Below are 15,883 nucleotides of genomic sequence, written 5' to 3'. Positions count from 1 at the left end.
TATTCCGGGCTCTCCCGCTGTGCTAGATTCCGCCCCTTTAGCGAAACGCTAATTAAACGACAGACAGAAAACGGTCAGCGCAGACTGACCATGGATGTGAATAACAACGAGAGAATTATGGACACCTTGATTGCGATGCTAAACGACCTGATGTGGGGAGCCGTGCTCATCTACCTGCTGATCGGGGTCGGTATCTTTTTCACTTTCCGCCTGGGGTTTATCCAGGTCCGTCACTTTGGCCACATGTTTTCCGTGCTGAGAAACAGCCGCAAATCGGACAATGCGGGCATCTCCTCTTTTCAGGCTCTCTGTACCAGCCTCGCCGCCCGTGTCGGCACCGGCAACCTGGCCGGTGTGGCCGTCGCCATCTATCTGGGTGGCCCCGGTGCCATCTTCTGGATGTGGCTGATCGCCTTTATCGGTATGGCGACGGCGTTTGTGGAAAGCACCCTGGCCCAGCTCTACAAGGTCAAGGATGAGGATGGCAACTACCGCGGTGGTCCGGCCTACTACATGGAAAAGGGCCTCGGCATGCGCTGGATGGGGGTGCTGTTCTCCCTCTGCCTGATCCTGGCATTTGGTCTGGTGTTCAACGCGGTGCAGGCCAATTCCATCAGTCTGGCGATGAAGGTGGCGTTTGGCATTCCTGACTGGGTCAGCGGGCTGGCGCTGGTGGCGCTCTCCGGCCTTATCATCTTCGGCGGCATTCGTGGCATCGCCCGTTTTGCCGAGCTGGTGGTGCCCTTTATGGCGCTGGCTTACATCCTGCTGGCGCTGGTGATCGTGGCGATGAACATCACCGAGCTGCCCCATGTCTTCATGCTGATCATCAAGTCCGCCTTCGGGATTGAACAGGCGGGTTCCGGTGCGCTGGGTTATGCCATCTCCCAGGCGATGATCAACGGCATCAAGCGCGGTCTCTTCTCCAACGAAGCGGGGATGGGCTCTGCGCCCAACGCTGCGGCGACCGCCACCCCCTATCCGCCGCATCCGGCCTCTCAAGGTTATGTGCAGATGCTCGGGGTCTTTATGGACACCATCGTCATCTGCAGCTGTACCGCCGCCATCATCCTGATGTCCGGTCAGTTTGAGCCGGGCTCCGGCGTGACCGGTGTCGAGCTGACCCAGCGGGCGCTCTCCTCCCAGATTGGCAGCGGCGGCAACATCTTCATTGCGGCAGCCATCTTCTTCTTCGCCTTCACCTCTATCGTGGCGAACTACTCCTATGCCGAGACCAATCTGGTGTTCCTCGAGCACAACCACAAGGGCGGTCTGATGCTGTTCCGGGTGTTCGTGCTGGGGATGGTGATGTTCGGTGCCGTGGGTGAGTTGCCGATTGTCTGGGCGATGGCGGATGTCTCTATGGGGCTGATGGCCATCGTCAACCTGGTGGCGATCCTGCTGCTCTCCAGCGTCGCCATCAAGCTGGCCAAGGATTACAACGACCAGCTCCGGTTGGGCAAGGTGCCTACCTTCGATGCCAACAAATACCCCGAGATCCGCTCCCAGCTGGAAGAGGGGATCTGGGACAATCCGACCAAAAAATAACAAGCGGTGAGTCAGACCTTGAGTCAAATCTCTTGAGTCAAACCTAAGGGGGGAGCCAGTGGCTCCCCCCTTCTTTTATAGCGTGCTCTTCGGCTGTTGATCCCAGCGCCGAACGAGCTGTCTGATACGTCGTCGCAACTGGCGCCAGTAGCGCCCTTGTTGCCGGTCGCTGAGGGGGGCATAACGCCAGCGGCGATAGAGCCACGCACTCTTTAGCAGGGGGTGGGCAAGGTCGGGACGCAGCCGCGCCAGTCGCTCGCACCATGCCCCCATGCTCTCGGCGGGCTGGGGTGGGTAGCCGCTGCATTTGCCCCGTTTGAGCAAGGGTTGCCAGATGCGCCGCTCTGGCGGCAGACGGGCGGGCAACAGCAGGGGCAGGCTCACCAACAGGGCAACCAGCATCAGGCTGGCGAGGATCAACCAAGGGGTATGCCCCGCCAGAGCAGGCCAGCGCAGGCCGATTTGCTGCCAGAGCTGACCCGCATCGTGGGCAATCACCCAGCGGCTCCACTGGTAGTCGATATTGTTGCCCCACCAGCGCAGCTGATTGAGCAGCGCCCAATTGCGATAACGCTGCAAAGATAGCGGGTCGGCGGCGGTAAACTCGTCGCTCAGGGCCTCTGTTACGCCGCCCTCAATGCGATCTGGCGCCACTGCCGCGGTGGGGTCAACGCGCCGCCATGTTCCCCCTTCATCGAGATACTCCACCCAGGCGTGGGCATCGAACTGGTGTACCGCCAGATAGTTGCCTCTGGGATTCCACTCGCCGCCGAGATAACCGGTGACCAGCCGTGCCGGAATACCGGCAGCGCGCAGCACGAAGGCAGTCGCCATGGCGTAGTGGCCGCAAAAGCCGCGCCGGGTATCGAACAGGAACTCATCAACCCCGTCACTGCCAAGCCGTGGCGGGGTCAGGGTGTAGTAATAGGATTGGCTGCGAAACTGCGCGAGCAGGGCGGCGACCAGCGCAGCGCGATCCGGATGGCGTGCGGCCAGCGCCTGGCCGTGAGCTCGCGCTCTCGGGTTGCCCCCGGCTGGCAGTTGCAGGTTGCGCTGGGCGGCTTGGCGATCATCCTCGGGCTGCGCTTCGCTTTGGCCAATGCGATAGCGGATCGCCACCTCGCCGCTCCCCTGCCGATAGAGGGTGTCAATGGGGGTGAGCAGCACCGGACCCGCCAGCAGGCGCGGTTCACTGAGGGCAAAGGCCCAGCGGTGGCGCTGGGGCTCTGCGATCACCTCGTAGCTTCCGGCGGGTAACGGACTATCTGTCAGTTGATTGTTGGTCTGTGAAGATGACGCCAGAAGCGTGAGCCCGGTTTGCACCGGCACCGTCCGCTGCCACGCCTTGATCTTGGGGCTTAGCAGCCAGCGTTGGCCATCGAAAATCTCTTGTCGCATTACCGGAAAGTAACGCTCGCGGGCAGGGGGCGGGCCATCGGCAAAGGTGACCCGAAACGCCAGTTCGGAGGAGTTGACCAGTTCGCTGATATCGCCGGGGGCCAGCTCTTCCGAGAGCCCCGACAGGGCGCGGCTGGTGGTGGGCATCTGCCAGAGGGGCGGGAGCCTTGGCAGCAGCAAAAATAGAGTGATAAGCAGGGGAAGCGCCAGCAGCAGGGCGCCACCCGCGCTGCGCCAAGGCCGTTTCTGCTCGGGGGCGATGGCGGCGACCAGCGTGGTCACCGCCAGCCAGAGTGCCACCGCCATCCCGGCCGTCCAGCCGATACTTTGCCGCTGCACCAGCGCTAGCGCAATCAGAAAGAAGGCGAGCAGCAGCACCAGCTCGATATCCCGTTCGCGCCGCACCTCGATCATCTTCAGGCTATAGCCTAGCCAGAGCAGATTGATAAGGGCGGGCAGGGTGCCCAATGTGCGCCACTGCAGCCCCAGCAACACTAAGGTAGTGATGGCCAGCAGTGCTAACCAGCGCGCCGGAATGGGCGGCCAGCCGCGCCACAGCATCATGGCCCGGACGCAGAGGGTAGCGGCGCTTACCGCCACCACCCAGAGCTGCAACTGGGGCCAGAGCGCTGCGACCAGCAGCAGCTGTTGCAGGGCGATGAGTGGCAGCAGGCGGCGGTTATCGAGCTGCATCCCGTGTGCTCTTCGGTGGTGTCGCATCGAATCGGGCCAGTGCCAGCAGGCAGCGCTGCACAAAGGCGGCGCCGCTATCAGGCCCCAGCGTCTGGTTTGCCAGCGTCAGGGTGAAGGGGATACCCCGCTTGCCGTAATCGGCGCACCACCAGGCGAGCACCGCCAGCCGCTGCTCCAGATCCCCACCTGCGACCCGCTGCAAGGTGAGGTGAGTATCATCCTGCAGCGGTTCATGGAACTGCTTGGTCAGCAGGCCGCGCCCCTGGGCGAGTTGCTTCCAGGCGACCCGGCTCAGGGGCTCGCCGGTTTGGTGTGTCCGCAGGGTATCAAAGTCACCGAGGGGGGCCGGAGCCGGCTGGCCCTGATGACCCTCGCTTTCGGTCGCATGTTCCCCTCTTAGCGCCCCGAACGCCGGTTTGGGGGCGAGCCAGCCTTCCAGCTGCAGATCCAGCAGGGACCAGCAGCGAAACAGGCCGAGGGGGTAGCGGCTCTCGACCCGCAATCGGCCAAGGGGCAATGGCCCACGGCGCGAGCCCGATACCGGCAGGATCAAGGTGCGGGGCACAGCGTCGGCCTGTCTCAGCCAGAGGGTCCCTTCGTTGAGGCTAAAACGGAGCGCCAGCACCGGACGCCGGCTCTGAACCAAGATACGGATAGGAAGCTGGCTACCTGCTTCCCCCAGTACCAGCGGGCCACCCAGCAGCTCCAGCCCCAGCAGGTTGCGATGGGTGAGCCACATGGCGGCCATAAACAGACTGCCGAGACAGTAGGCCACCAGCAGCACCAGATTGTTCTGGTAGTTGGTGCCGAGCAGATAGATGGCGAGCAGCACCAGCAGATAGAGCAGCCCCATGCGGGTGGGCAGGATAAAGAGGCTGTGAGTCCCTAGGGTGATCTGGCGGGCCGGGGGAATGCGTCGATCGAGCCAGCGTCGTTGCCAGTTTTCTCTCCTTTGCCGCCAGCGGGTGAACAAGGTGCTCATCAGGGATGGTCCGGATCGACCTTGGCCAGCAACCGCTGGCTCAGGGGGCAGGCTTCGCCATGCTGCACGCCGAAGCTGCCCCGCAGCCGATGTTCGGCCACATAGGGGAAGACCGCCTGCACATCCTCCACCGTGACGAAGCGCCGCCCGGCTACCAGCGCCCAGGCCCGGCTCACCGCCAACAAGGTCTGGGCCGCCCGGGGGGAGAGGGGCTGTGGCAGATCCCCATCAAAGCGGCTCTGGTGCACCAGCGCCAGCAGGTAGTCGAGGGTGGCATCGGAAACATGGATGGCATCCCCCTCCGCTTGCAGGGCGGCGAGTCCGGCGCCATCCAGCATGGCGGACAAGGGGCCACTCGGCTGGTGGCCGCGCAGCAACTGGCGCTCCGCCTCTCGCGGTGGAAAACCCAAAGAGAGTCGCACGGCGAAGCGGTCGAGCTGGGACTCCGGCAGCGGATAGGTACCCGCCTGATCCGCCGGATTCTGGGTGGCGATGACGAAAAACGGATCGGGGAGGGGATGGGTGTGCCCCTCAATGCTCACCTTGCCTTCGGCCATCGCCTCCAGCAGGGCGCTCTGCACCTTGGGGCTGGCGCGGTTGATCTCGTCAGCCAGCAGCACCTGGGTGAAGATGGGGCCGGGGTGAAAGCGAAATGTTTGCTGCTGGGGGTCAAAGATCTGCAGCCCCAGCAGGTCGGCGGGCAGCAGATCGGCGGTGAACTGCATCCGCCTGCATGCAAGCCCCAGCACCTGCGCCAGCGCGTGGGCCAGGGTAGTCTTGCCCATGCCGGGCAGATCCTCGATCAGCAGATGACCGCGCGCCAGCAGCGTCACCAACGCGATTTTCAGCTGTAGCGGCTTGCCCAGAATGACTCGCTCCAGTGCCGCCAGCACCGCCGTGATGTGCTCTTGTGATCTCACTTGCACCTCCATTTCTCTCTCTGGCTCTTTGGCCCCTACAGCTTATACGCCAGCGAGCAGAGGGAGGGCTCATCGAGCCATAAGCGATGTAGCATCGGCCATGTCCCGGTGACTTCACCGAGACTTCACACCGGCTCATCGTGGGCACATACATCTTGTTTATGCTAATGCCAATTTCATTCACCACGAGAATAACCATATGCAACAACGACGTGCGTTCGCGCTACTGACGCTGGGTAGCCTGCTGTTAGCCCCTTGTACTTATGCCAGCGGGGAGGCTCCGCTGACCGCCGCTGTGGACGGCATTATCCAGCCGATGCTCAAGGCGTATCGGATCCCGGGGATGGCGGTCGCTGTGCTGAAAGATGGCAAGGCCCACTATTTCAACTATGGGGTTGCCAACCGCGAGAGCGGCCAGCGGGTCAATGAGCAGACCCTGTTCGAGATTGGCTCGGTCAGCAAGACTCTGACCGCGACCCTTGGCGCCTATGCTGCGGTCAAGGGGGGCTTTGAGCTGGATGACAAGGTGAGCCAGCACGCCCCCTGGCTCAAAGGTTCCGCTTTCGATGGTGTGACTATGGCCGAGCTTGCCACCTACAGTGCGGGTGGTTTGCCGCTGCAGTTCCCCGATGAGGTGGATTCGAATGACAATATGCGCACTTACTATCGGCACTGGTCACCGGTTTATCCGGCGGGGACTCATCGTCAGTATTCCAACCCCAGCATAGGCCTGTTTGGTCACCTGGCCGCAAATAGTCTGGGCCAGCCATTTGAGCAACTGATGAGCCAGACCCTGCTGCCCAAGCTGGGTTTGCACCACACCTATATCCAGGTGCCGGAGTCGGCCATGGCGAACTATGCCTACGGCTATTCGAAGGAAGATAAGCCCATTCGGGTCACTCCGGGCGTGCTGGCAGCCGAGGCTTACGGGATCAAGACCGGCTCGGCGGATCTGCTGAAGTTTGTCGAGGAAAACATGGGGTATCAGGGAGATGCCGCGGTAAAAAGCGCGATCGCGCTGACCCACACCGGCTTCCATTCGGTGGGGGGCATGACCCAGGGGCTGGGCTGGGAGAGTTACGCCTATCCCGTCACCGAGCAGGTGCTGCTGGCGGGCAACTCACCGGCGGTGAGCTTCCAAGCCAATCCGGTAACGCGCTTTGCGGTGCCCAAAGCGATGGGCGAGCAGCGGCTCTATAACAAGACGGGCTCGACCGGCGGCTTTGGCGCCTATGTGGCGTTCGTGCCTGCCAGAGGGATCGCCATCGTCATGCTGGCCAATCGCAACTATCCCATCGAGGCCAGGGTGAAGGCGGCTCACGCCATCCTGAGTCAGTTGGCCGAGTGATCGGCCGAGTTCAGGGCGTCCAAATTTGACAGTGACGCAGGGGCAACCCCGGCGTCATGCGGGTATGCTCGTCTCCGGCAATCGTGCTGTGGTGGGTTTTGCTGCCTAAATGGCTCGATGGTAGAAACAAAATTTCCTGATTGGAATGTACCGATCGCCATCTCTTCACTAGGTGCAGGAGAGGGCCCACCATATAGTTCCCCCCATTGCGGCCCTGTCCGCTGCCATGTTCATTACGTTCGTTACCACCTTGACCCTGCCCACTCTTCGCCTGTTGCTTCTTTCTGGCGGGGGCTGGCGGGTCAATCTGTTATGGAGCATCCATGCCTGTATTCCTGTTGTGCAGTTTTCTGATGATCATCCTCTATCCGGTCGGGATCGATCTCTATCTGGTCGCCGTGCCCCAGATTGCCGATACCCTGCAGGCGAGCGAGGCGCAGATCCATACCGCCTTCTCCATCTATCTGTTTGGCATGGCGGCGACCGTGCTGCTGGGGGGAATGATTGCCGATCGCTACGGGCGGCGCTGGGTGGTGCTCGGGGGGGCGTTGATTTTTGTCATCGCCTCGCTGGTGGCGGGTCATGCCGAAGGGATCACCCAGTTCTACCTCGGCCGTTTCTGGCAGGGGGTCGGGGCGGGGGCGCTCTATATCATGACCTTTACCGTGCTGCGGGATGTGCTGAGTCAGGAGCGGCTGGCGATGGCGCTCTCGATGATCAACGGGGTGATCTGCGTGATCCCGGTGCTGGCGCCGGTGCTCGGTTATCTCATCCTGTCCCATTTTGACTGGCGCGGGATCTTCGTGGCGATGGCGCTGGTGGCGGCCATCAGCGGTCTGGTCAACCTGCTGTTGCTCAAGGAGACCCGTCCGGCGCGGCAACCGGGGAGTGGCGCGGCGCTGCCCTTTGCCCTGCTGCGCTCGCCGCGCTTTATGTTGCTCTCCCTGCTGACCAGTGCCAGCGTGACCGCCATTCTGGTCTATGTCAGCGTCTCGCCGCTGATCCTGATGAAGGAGTTTGGCTTCACGACCGAGCAGTACTCCATCGTGATGATGGTGATGGCCGGGGTGAGCATGTCTACTTCTTTCCTGACCCCCCTGCTGTTGCGCCGTTTGGGCAAACAGAAGGTGCTGGCGGTGTCTCATCTCTCCTATCTGCTGGCGGCGTGCTCACTGCTCGGCAGCTGGCAGGCGGGGGGCGATATCCATCTGTTGCTGCCGGGGTTTGCGCTGGTTTGTGTCGGCTTCTCCTGTGGCTTCGGGGTGGCGATGGGGGAGGCGCTCGATGGTTGCCAGCATAACGTGGCCTTTGCCAGCGCCGTGCTCTGCATCATGCAGATCAGCCTCTCCGGCCTCTATATCTGGTTGCTTGGCCGGCTCGGCTTTACTCCGTCCGAGATGCTGATCTATGCCCTGCTGCTGGCAATGCTCAGTTACCTGGCTGTCAAAGGGCTGGTACCATGGCTCGCGGTCCGTGAAGCGCGGTCGCAGGGCTGATGGAAGATGAGAGGGGATATGCGCAACCTGGGTGAACTCGATTTGAACCTGCTGGTGGTCTTCAAGTACCTGATGCAGGAGCGCAGTGTGGCAGGGGCGGCCAAAAAGCTCTGCGTCACCCCGTCGGCGGTGAGCAAGTCTCTGGCCAAGTTGCGGGAGTGGTTTGACGATCCCCTGTTTGTGCGGGTGCGGCAGGGGTTGCAGCCGACCAACCTCTCCCTGACCCTGGAGGAGGAGCTGAAGGTCTGGTTCCAGCTCACCGACAGCATCACCTCGCTCAATAGCGATGCGATCCCCGACGGTGCCCGCTTTACGCTGGTGATGGAGTCCCCCTTCTACATCAGCTTCCTGAGCGATCTGCCCATGACCATCTATGAGAAGTACCCGAAATCGGTGGTCAGGATGCTGGGGTGGGATCACCACTCTCTCAACGACATCGTCAATGGCGATGCGGATCTCGGCTTCTGCGCCCGCGAAACCCATGGCCGCTCCCGGGCCAAGGTCAACCGCTTGCCTTATTACATTGATCACGAGGTGCTGTTTACCGATCGTCCGGTGGTTTTTCTGCGCAAGGATCACCCCCTGCTCGAGCAGAAGTGGTCGCTGGAGAACTTTCTGGCCTGCCCCCAGATCAGCATGGTGTGGGAAGCGAACGATACCTGGGCCCTCGACAGTCTGCTGGAGGATGAGGGGCTGAAGCGGGAGGTGCCCATCATGGTCGCCAGTTTCGAGCAGGCGCTGCATATTGCCTCCCAGTCGAGCCACGAGCTGATCGCGGTAGCCCCCTCCTACTGCGGTGGTTATGCCAGTCGGCATCACGGCAATCTGATCGCCATGCCGCTGCCGCTGCCGGAGAAGCTCTATGCCCAGCTGGAGATCGCCTTCATCCTGTTGTGGCACAAACGGCACAATCAGGATGCCAAGGTAATGTGGCTGCGTAACGAGATCCGGCGACTCTATAACGACGAATTGCCACGTTAATGTGGCAGTGACGATGCCGATTGATTAGCCGGAGTCAGCTGTTTCGGCTTGTTATTGATTATTTAACCGGCGGTGATGATGGCGATGGACCATTCGGTCGTCTGTTTTCTATCCAAACAATATCGCAACATACTTTCTGAAATGGAATGTTCTGACTTCTGCTTTTGCTGTAGACGTCAGCATGGCACCGTTAGATACTGCGATTCATAACAAGAAAAGCTAACTTGCATTCAATCCCTATTGAGGGGATGCAAGAGGTCGTACATTAAAATTGGCTTGAACAAACATCATTGCTCTGCGTTAACACGGGAAGTGTGGCAGATGATGCTGATCAAAAAAATCCTCATCACATATATCATTTCTAATTTTTACGGTCGTGACACTGCCATCCCAATATTGGCGGTGCTATATCTGGCAGTCAAAATTTGATGATGTTATTGGCAGCACCAGCAAGGTAGTTTAAATGTTTAATTACAAAACGATGATTATCGTCTGCTTGACGGTTGTTAACTGTGGTTGTGCCAAACAGGTTGTCGATGTCAATGCCGCACAGGCATTTACACTCGGTAACGAAAATAGTGTCAGTTCGACCGAGGTCACCAGTCACTTCTTCTTTTCAGATATTGATATTGGCCTGAACGAACCCATAGACGCCGCTGCTATTTGTCACGGTGCCGAAAATGTTGTCAGGATCGAGACAGAACAATCCTGGCTTAATTCATTGGCCAGCGGGATTACCTACGGGGTTTATACCCCTCGAGAAGCCAGAGTTTATTGTTCCAAAAAATAATAGCGAGAAATTTTCTGATGATGAACAGTCATAAATGGGTATTGTTGGGGGCTTGTATGGCCACCCTGTCTGGCTGTGGTGGCTCAGATGATAACAAATCAACCACAGCGACCAGCGTTGCTCCTGTTTCCCATGTTGCAACAACACTTAAAGCAGGCATTGCCCTACCGCAGCCAGGGGTTTACCAGACGACGCTTCTTACGCGCGATGATCCGCATCAGACATTGGTTAATTTCGCCGGCTTGGCAATCGTTTACCCACAACGTGATGCGCAGCTGCGTTGGGATATCTGGGCCGATGATGGCGCCGTGGCTACCTGGTGGCTTGGTCAGGCCGGAATGCAGTCCGATAGCACAGAGCCATCGACGCTGACGTTGACGCGCATTAGCAGAAATAAAGTGGCAGACAGTGCTGTTTTGACGCGGGATAATTCAGGTGCGCAGCTCGTGCCATCGAATTACCAGAGACAAAGCAGTGTCCCCAGTCAGGTCATTATCAAAACCATGCCCGTCATCAATGCAGAGGGTGAGCGGGTCAGATATTCTGCGTTTGATCTTTCGAGTACCGGAACCACGGTATATCACAATTGGAATGGCCAGGTTGGTATTACAGAAGTCAAAACAACAGATATTAATCCAGACAATCCAGGTAAATCAGATAAATCAGATAAATCAGTGATATGGCCGAGTGGAAATGGCTATATAACCGATATGTTAGGCAACACCACGGTGACTAACAAAGGTAGTCAGTTGAGCGTCGTTATGGAACTGCCTTCAGCAGGTTGCACATTATTAGGTGAGGGAAAGGAAGATATCGCTCACGTATTGAGCAAACTTACTTTTACCGGATTCGAGAAATGCAAATTTATTGAATTTAATGATGCCAACTGGAGCCAGAGTGATTATAAAAACACGGCGGGTTTGGCACAGGTGAAAGACACGGCTACCGCATATATTGCCGAGTTTAACGATGCGAATAATAAGAACACAGTAGTTATTGGATTCCCCGAGCTGGATGGGGTCATATTTACTCTGAATAAGGGATAAACATCCCGTCAGTCATATTCCATGGGGGGCAATAGCGCCTCATGGGATTTTTTATCCGTTCTCTTGCCGATTGATAACGGTGTTTCTGTCGGGCATCAGGCTATCGGCACATCAGCGAGTCGTCAGATCCGTTGCCAGGGGCACTTTCTGTGAACAATCTTGTTGGTCAGAATGGTTGACGGATCATCGGAAGTGATTACCCATATCGTTTATCCTGCCAAGAAAGATGTGACGCTTTCACTATCGGAGAGGTCGTATCTGTTGTTGAATGGGGCGAGAGTGGCCATTTACCGTGCCACTGACTGCATGGCGAATGGGCCGCCCGGAGCAATCATGTCGCAAGAGGTTGTATGCGAGCACTGAGTGAACTCGATTTGAACCTGCTGGTGGTGTTCAAATATTTGATGGCCGAACGCAGCGCCACAGGTGCGGCTACGCTGCTCGGTGTCACGCCTTCCACTGTGAGCAAGTCGCTTGCCAAATTACGGCTCTGGTTTGGCGATCCGCTGTTTGTGCGGGGACGCAAAGAGTTGCAGCCCACCAATCTGGCCTTTGCCCTGGAAGAAGAGCTGAAACTCTGGTTTCCCCTTACCGAACGGATCGCGTCACTCAATAGCGAGGCGATCCCCGATGGCGCCCGTTTCAGTCTGGTGATGCAATCCCCGTTCTACAACAGCTTGCTCAGTGATTTGCCGATGGCCATCCATGAGAAGTATCCCAACTCTGTGGTCAAAATGCTGGGATGGAACCGCAACTCCCTCAATGACGTTGTCAACGGTGATGCGGATCTGGGGGTCTGTGTCCGCGAGAGTTATAGCCGTTCTCAGCTCAAGCTCAGCAATCTGCCCTATTACATCGATCATGAAGTGCTGTTTTGCGATCGGCCTGTGGTCTTCCTGCGCAAGGATCACCCCCTGCTTCAGCAGGAGTGGTCAATGGAGAATTTTCTCAATTGCCCTCATAGCAGCGTGGTGCTTGAGGTCAAGGAGACCTGGGGGCTGGATCTGCTGCTGGAGGATGAGGGACTGATCCGTAAAGTCCCGGTCATGGTCTCCAGCTTTGAGCAGTCATTGCACATCGCATCCCAGCCCGACAACAATCTGATCGCGGTCGCCCCCTCTTATTGCGCCGGACATGCAGCGAAATATCATCCCAATCTGATCACCAGACCACTGCCCCTGTCTGAAGCGCTCTATCAGCAACTGGAGCTCACCTTTATCCTGCTGTGGCATAAGCGTCACAATCAGGACGCCAAGGTGTTGTGGTTGCTCAATGAGATACGACGGCTCTATCACCGGGAGTCGATGCCCGTGGGCAGCCAATAATGGGAGCCGGAGCAAGATGCTCCGGCTTTTTTTGTTGCGTAGTGGCGTGATTGGTCGAGCGTTAACCTCATTGATCCAGAAAGCGTTCCATTCAGCGCCGCATATACACAAATGGACACTGACTGCACGTCTCGTGTGAAGCTCTTTGCACGAAAAAAATTCATGTAGTTTCATTAGAAAACTTCACTAATGGATGATTTTAAAGTGTGATCAACCATTAAGTTCCTGTATTTCCAGTGATATAGCATGGCAACCTTCGATATGGCGGGGTTAAACATAACCCGCATGAGGTGATCCTCCGCGGAGCGGGTGAGCCAGCCTCAACGGTCGCCAGTGGTTGCGGTTGTGCCATGCCCCGGCTATCCGGCTACCCGTCGTGTGCGCCGGACCAGAGGAGAGTAAGCATCAAGGTTGATGAACCGGCTTGAGTGAAAGGATGCAGCAAAGGTGAAGCCCGGAGCCCGTAATGGCACAGTGCGACGCCATTCACCCATCCCCCGATAACCCGTGATTGCACCGGTTAGATGAAAAATATCATTCATCGAACGGGGCGCGTGCACCCGAAAATATCCAGATTGGCAGGCTGACATTGTCCCCTTTATAGCAATGAGGGATCAGAAAATAGTGAAGCAGCCGCCACCAATTAATAAAAAATAAATCTTAATAAAGGCAGGTTAATATGCGTCCAGCAACAGCACCCACGGGGTTGTTACAACAACCCAAACCCTTCTTCATGATCTTTTTCGTCGAACTCTGGGAGCGATTCGGTTATTACGGCGTGCAGGGGATCCTGGCGGTCTTCTTCGTACAGCAACTGGGATTTTCCCAAGAGCAATCCTTTATTACCTTCGGTGCTTTCTCGGCGCTGGTATATGGCCTGATCTCGGTCGGTGGCTATGTCGGCGACCATGTGCTCGGCACCAAGCGCACCATGGTGCTCGGGGCTATCGTGTTGGTGATCGGTTACTTCATGACCGGTCTTTCTATCTATAATCCCGACCTGATCTTCTACGCGTTGGGCACTATCGCGGTCGGTAACTGCCTGTTCAAGGCCAATCCGGCCAGCCTGCTGTCAAAATGCTACCAGCCAAAAGATCCGCGGCTGGATGGGGCTTTTACCCTGTTCTATATGTCGATCAATATCGGCTCCCTTATTTCCCTGTCGCTGGCGCCGGTGATTGCCGATCACTACGGCTATACCGTGACTTATAACCTGTGCGGGGTGGGGCTGATTATTGCGCTGCTCACCTTCTTTGCCTGCCGCAATATGGTCAAGGATATCGGCTCCGAGCCGGATCACCTGCCGCTCAATTACAGCAAGTTGCTGCTGGTGATAGCGGGCTCGGTGGCCATGGTGTTTTTCTGTGCCTGGCTGATGCACCACGTGGTGATCGCCAACATGGTGCTGATGACCGTGACCGTCGCCGTGGTGATCGTCTTCTTTCGCGAGGCGTTCAAGCTCGACAGCGTCGGCCGCAACAAGATGTATGTGGCCTTTGTACTGATGCTGGAGGCAGTGCTCTTCTACGTGCTGTACGCCCAGATGCCGACGTCTCTCAACTTCTTTGCCATCAACAACATGCATCACGAGATGCTGGGCATGAGCGTCAATCCCATCAGCTTCCAGGCGCTCAACCCCTTCTGGGTGGTGGTGGGCAGCCCGGTGCTGGCGCTGATCTATACCCGGATGGGCAGCAAGGGGCGGGATCTCACCATGCCGCTCAAGTTCACCCTCGGGATGTTCTTCTGCTCGCTGGGTTTCCTGACTGCGGCCGCGTCCGGCTGGTGGTTTGCTGATGAACAGGGGCTCACTTCCCCCTGGTTTATGGTGCTTATCTATCTGTTCCAGAGTATCGGTGAGCTGATGATCAGCGCGCTGGGGCTGGCCATGGTGGCTGCGCTGGTGCCGCAACGGTTGATGGGTTTCATTCTCGGGATGTGGTTCCTGACCCAGGCGATGGCATCCCTGCTGGGGGGCTATGTAGCGACCTTTACCGCCATGCCGGAAGGGATGACGGATCCGCTGCAGACCCTGCCAATTTACACCGGTGTGTTTGGCAAGATCGGGATGGCGACCCTGCTGATTGCGGTCGTGATGGGGCTGATGGTGCCCTGGCTTAACCGGATGATGAATGCGACGCCGACAGAGGCTGAAGGGCTGGTGCCAGGTCAGTCACAGGCGTGATAGGAGGATAGTGCGAGACAAGGCAAGGGCATTGACCCTTGCCTTGTTGTTGATGGCTTAGTTGTATTGCTCTTCCATCCAGGCTTCGACGATCAGTTGTGCCGATACCCCGTCCACACTGCCCTTTTCCAGCGCGCGATAGCCGCCCCGCTCAAACAGTCGGGCGCGGGCATCCGTGGTGGTGAGTCGCTCATCCTTGAACTCCACCGGCTTGCCGAAGCGGCCATGCAGCCGGTTGCCGAATTTGCGGGCCCGTACCGTGATCTCCTGATCGGTGCCATCCATGTTCAGCGGCAGGCCGACCACCAGCAGGTCCGGCTGCCACTCCTTGAGCAGCTTCTCAATCTCGTCCCAGTTGGGGATGCCGTCGTTGGCCTTGAGCGCGCGCAGAGGCTGGGCAGTGCCAGTCAGCTCCTGACCGATGGCGACGCCAATGCTCTTGGTGCCATAGTCAAAGCCCATGATGCTGCGTGATGACATGAAAAAATCCTCGAAATGCAACGCCAGATGCGTTGCTGGGGTTAGCTGTGACCGATGTCGCTGGAGAGGTGAACCGGGTTCACCCCTATGCTGGCGGCGGCCTGCTGCCAACGTTTGTGAATGGGGGTCTTGAACACCAGATCCGGATTGGGGGGGATCACCAGCCAGGCGCCATCGACCAGCTCCTGTTCCAGCTGACCGGCGCTCCAGCCCGCATAGCCAAGAGCTACCAGCCAATGGGCGGGTGCTTCGCTCGTGCCCAGAGTTTCCAGTATATCCTTGGATGTAGTCACCATCATTTCATCCCCCACCTGCAGGGTGGAGTTGAAACCGGGGCGGAAGCTGTGCAGCACGAAGCCGCGATCGGCGTGAACCGGCCCCCCCTGCAATACCGGTTGCTTGAGCTCCGGACTGGCGGGCGGGTTGAGTTTGAGCTGGGTCAGCATGGTTTCCAGCGACATCTCGACCGGAATGTTGACCACCAGCCCCATGGCGCCCTCTTCGTTGTGCTCGCACAGATAGACCAGCGAACGCTCGAAGTAGGGATCCGTCAGGCTTGGCATGGCAAGCAGGAAGTGATTTTGCAGTGTTTGCATAGAGGCCAAATAGTGCAAAGGTCGTTGGGAAGTGAATAGGGCAATTATGGCAGTTCATCACTTTGGGCAAAACCGCTTTTTATCGGGCGCGTCTT

13 protein-coding genes are annotated in these 15,883 nt (G+C 58.2%); 8 read left to right on the top strand and 5 right to left on the bottom strand.

Annotated features, from left to right (window positions below):
* Positions 1-117: 117 nt before the first annotated feature.
* Positions 118-1,548, top strand: coding sequence for a sodium:alanine symporter family protein (locus tag BSP75_RS12705; protein WP_075113432.1), 1,431 nt, complete (start codon positions 118-120; stop codon positions 1,546-1,548).
* A 75-nt stretch (positions 1,549-1,623) separates the two neighbouring features.
* Here BSP75_RS12705 and BSP75_RS12700 read toward each other — a convergent pair whose 3' ends face one another.
* The 3 genes from BSP75_RS12700 to BSP75_RS12690 are packed head-to-tail and all read right to left on the bottom strand — an operon-like array spanning position 1,624 to position 5,541.
* Entirely contained in the window at positions 1,624-3,639 is a 2,016-nt protein-coding gene (locus BSP75_RS12700; RefSeq protein ID WP_075113431.1) for a DUF3488 and transglutaminase-like domain-containing protein, read from the bottom strand.
* Positions 3,626-4,621: a DUF58 domain-containing protein gene (locus tag BSP75_RS12695; RefSeq protein ID WP_042657959.1), complete on the bottom strand. Its 996-nt coding sequence runs from the start codon at positions 4,619-4,621 to the stop codon at positions 3,626-3,628. The genes BSP75_RS12700 and BSP75_RS12695 overlap by 14 nt, the downstream gene beginning before the upstream one ends.
* Positions 4,621-5,541: an AAA family ATPase gene (locus BSP75_RS12690; protein WP_050070523.1), complete on the bottom strand. Its 921-nt coding sequence runs from the start codon at positions 5,539-5,541 to the stop codon at positions 4,621-4,623. Before BSP75_RS12690 ends, BSP75_RS12695 begins: the two co-directional genes overlap by 1 nt.
* 199 nt (positions 5,542-5,740) lie before the next feature.
* On the opposite strand from BSP75_RS12690, the gene blaFOX reads away from it, so the two are divergent.
* The 7 genes from blaFOX to dtpB all read left to right on the top strand — a co-directional run bounded on the left by blaFOX (position 5,741) and on the right by dtpB (position 14,712).
* Entirely contained in the window at positions 5,741-6,889 is a 1,149-nt protein-coding gene (blaFOX, locus tag BSP75_RS12685) for an FOX family cephalosporin-hydrolyzing class C beta-lactamase (RefSeq protein WP_075113430.1), read from the top strand.
* 323 nt (positions 6,890-7,212) lie between these two features.
* Positions 7,213-8,385, top strand: a complete 1,173-nt coding sequence (locus BSP75_RS12680) for an MFS transporter (RefSeq protein ID WP_075113429.1) — start codon at positions 7,213-7,215, stop codon at positions 8,383-8,385.
* 18 nt (positions 8,386-8,403) lie between these two features.
* Complete coding sequence (gene yidZ / locus BSP75_RS12675) at positions 8,404-9,366, top strand: HTH-type transcriptional regulator YidZ (RefSeq protein ID WP_042058466.1); 963 nt, start codon at positions 8,404-8,406, stop codon at positions 9,364-9,366.
* Positions 9,367-9,829: 463 nt separating this feature from the next.
* Positions 9,830-10,156, top strand: coding sequence for a Bor family protein (locus BSP75_RS12670; protein ID WP_075113428.1), 327 nt, complete (start codon positions 9,830-9,832; stop codon positions 10,154-10,156).
* A 17-nt stretch (positions 10,157-10,173) separates the two neighbouring features.
* Entirely contained in the window at positions 10,174-11,202 is a 1,029-nt protein-coding gene (locus tag BSP75_RS12665) for a hypothetical protein (protein WP_148140709.1), read from the top strand.
* Between the two features lie 350 nt (positions 11,203-11,552).
* Positions 11,553-12,527 (top strand): HTH-type transcriptional regulator YidZ, encoded by a 975-nt coding sequence (gene yidZ, locus BSP75_RS12660; RefSeq protein WP_075113426.1) that lies wholly within the window; start codon positions 11,553-11,555, stop codon positions 12,525-12,527.
* Between the two features lie 679 nt (positions 12,528-13,206).
* Positions 13,207-14,712: a dipeptide/tripeptide permease DtpB gene (gene dtpB, locus BSP75_RS12655; RefSeq protein ID WP_075113425.1), complete on the top strand. Its 1,506-nt coding sequence runs from the start codon at positions 13,207-13,209 to the stop codon at positions 14,710-14,712.
* A gap of 57 nt (positions 14,713-14,769) precedes the next feature.
* Here dtpB and ruvX read toward each other — a convergent pair whose 3' ends face one another.
* Positions 14,770-15,192: a Holliday junction resolvase RuvX gene (ruvX, locus tag BSP75_RS12650; protein ID WP_005343821.1), complete on the bottom strand. Its 423-nt coding sequence runs from the start codon at positions 15,190-15,192 to the stop codon at positions 14,770-14,772.
* Positions 15,193-15,233: 41 nt separating this feature from the next.
* Complete coding sequence (locus BSP75_RS12645) at positions 15,234-15,788, bottom strand: YqgE/AlgH family protein (protein WP_042058476.1); 555 nt, start codon at positions 15,786-15,788, stop codon at positions 15,234-15,236.
* Between the last annotated feature and the right edge of the window lie 95 nt (positions 15,789-15,883).

Origin of the sequence: Aeromonas sp. YN13HZO-058 (assembly GCF_001921245.1) — a bacterium.
GTDB classification, from domain to species: domain Bacteria; phylum Pseudomonadota; class Gammaproteobacteria; order Enterobacterales; family Aeromonadaceae; genus Aeromonas; species Aeromonas allosaccharophila.
The sequence above is the reverse complement of the archived record's forward strand: the minus strand, read 5'-3'. Positions and strand labels throughout refer to the sequence as shown.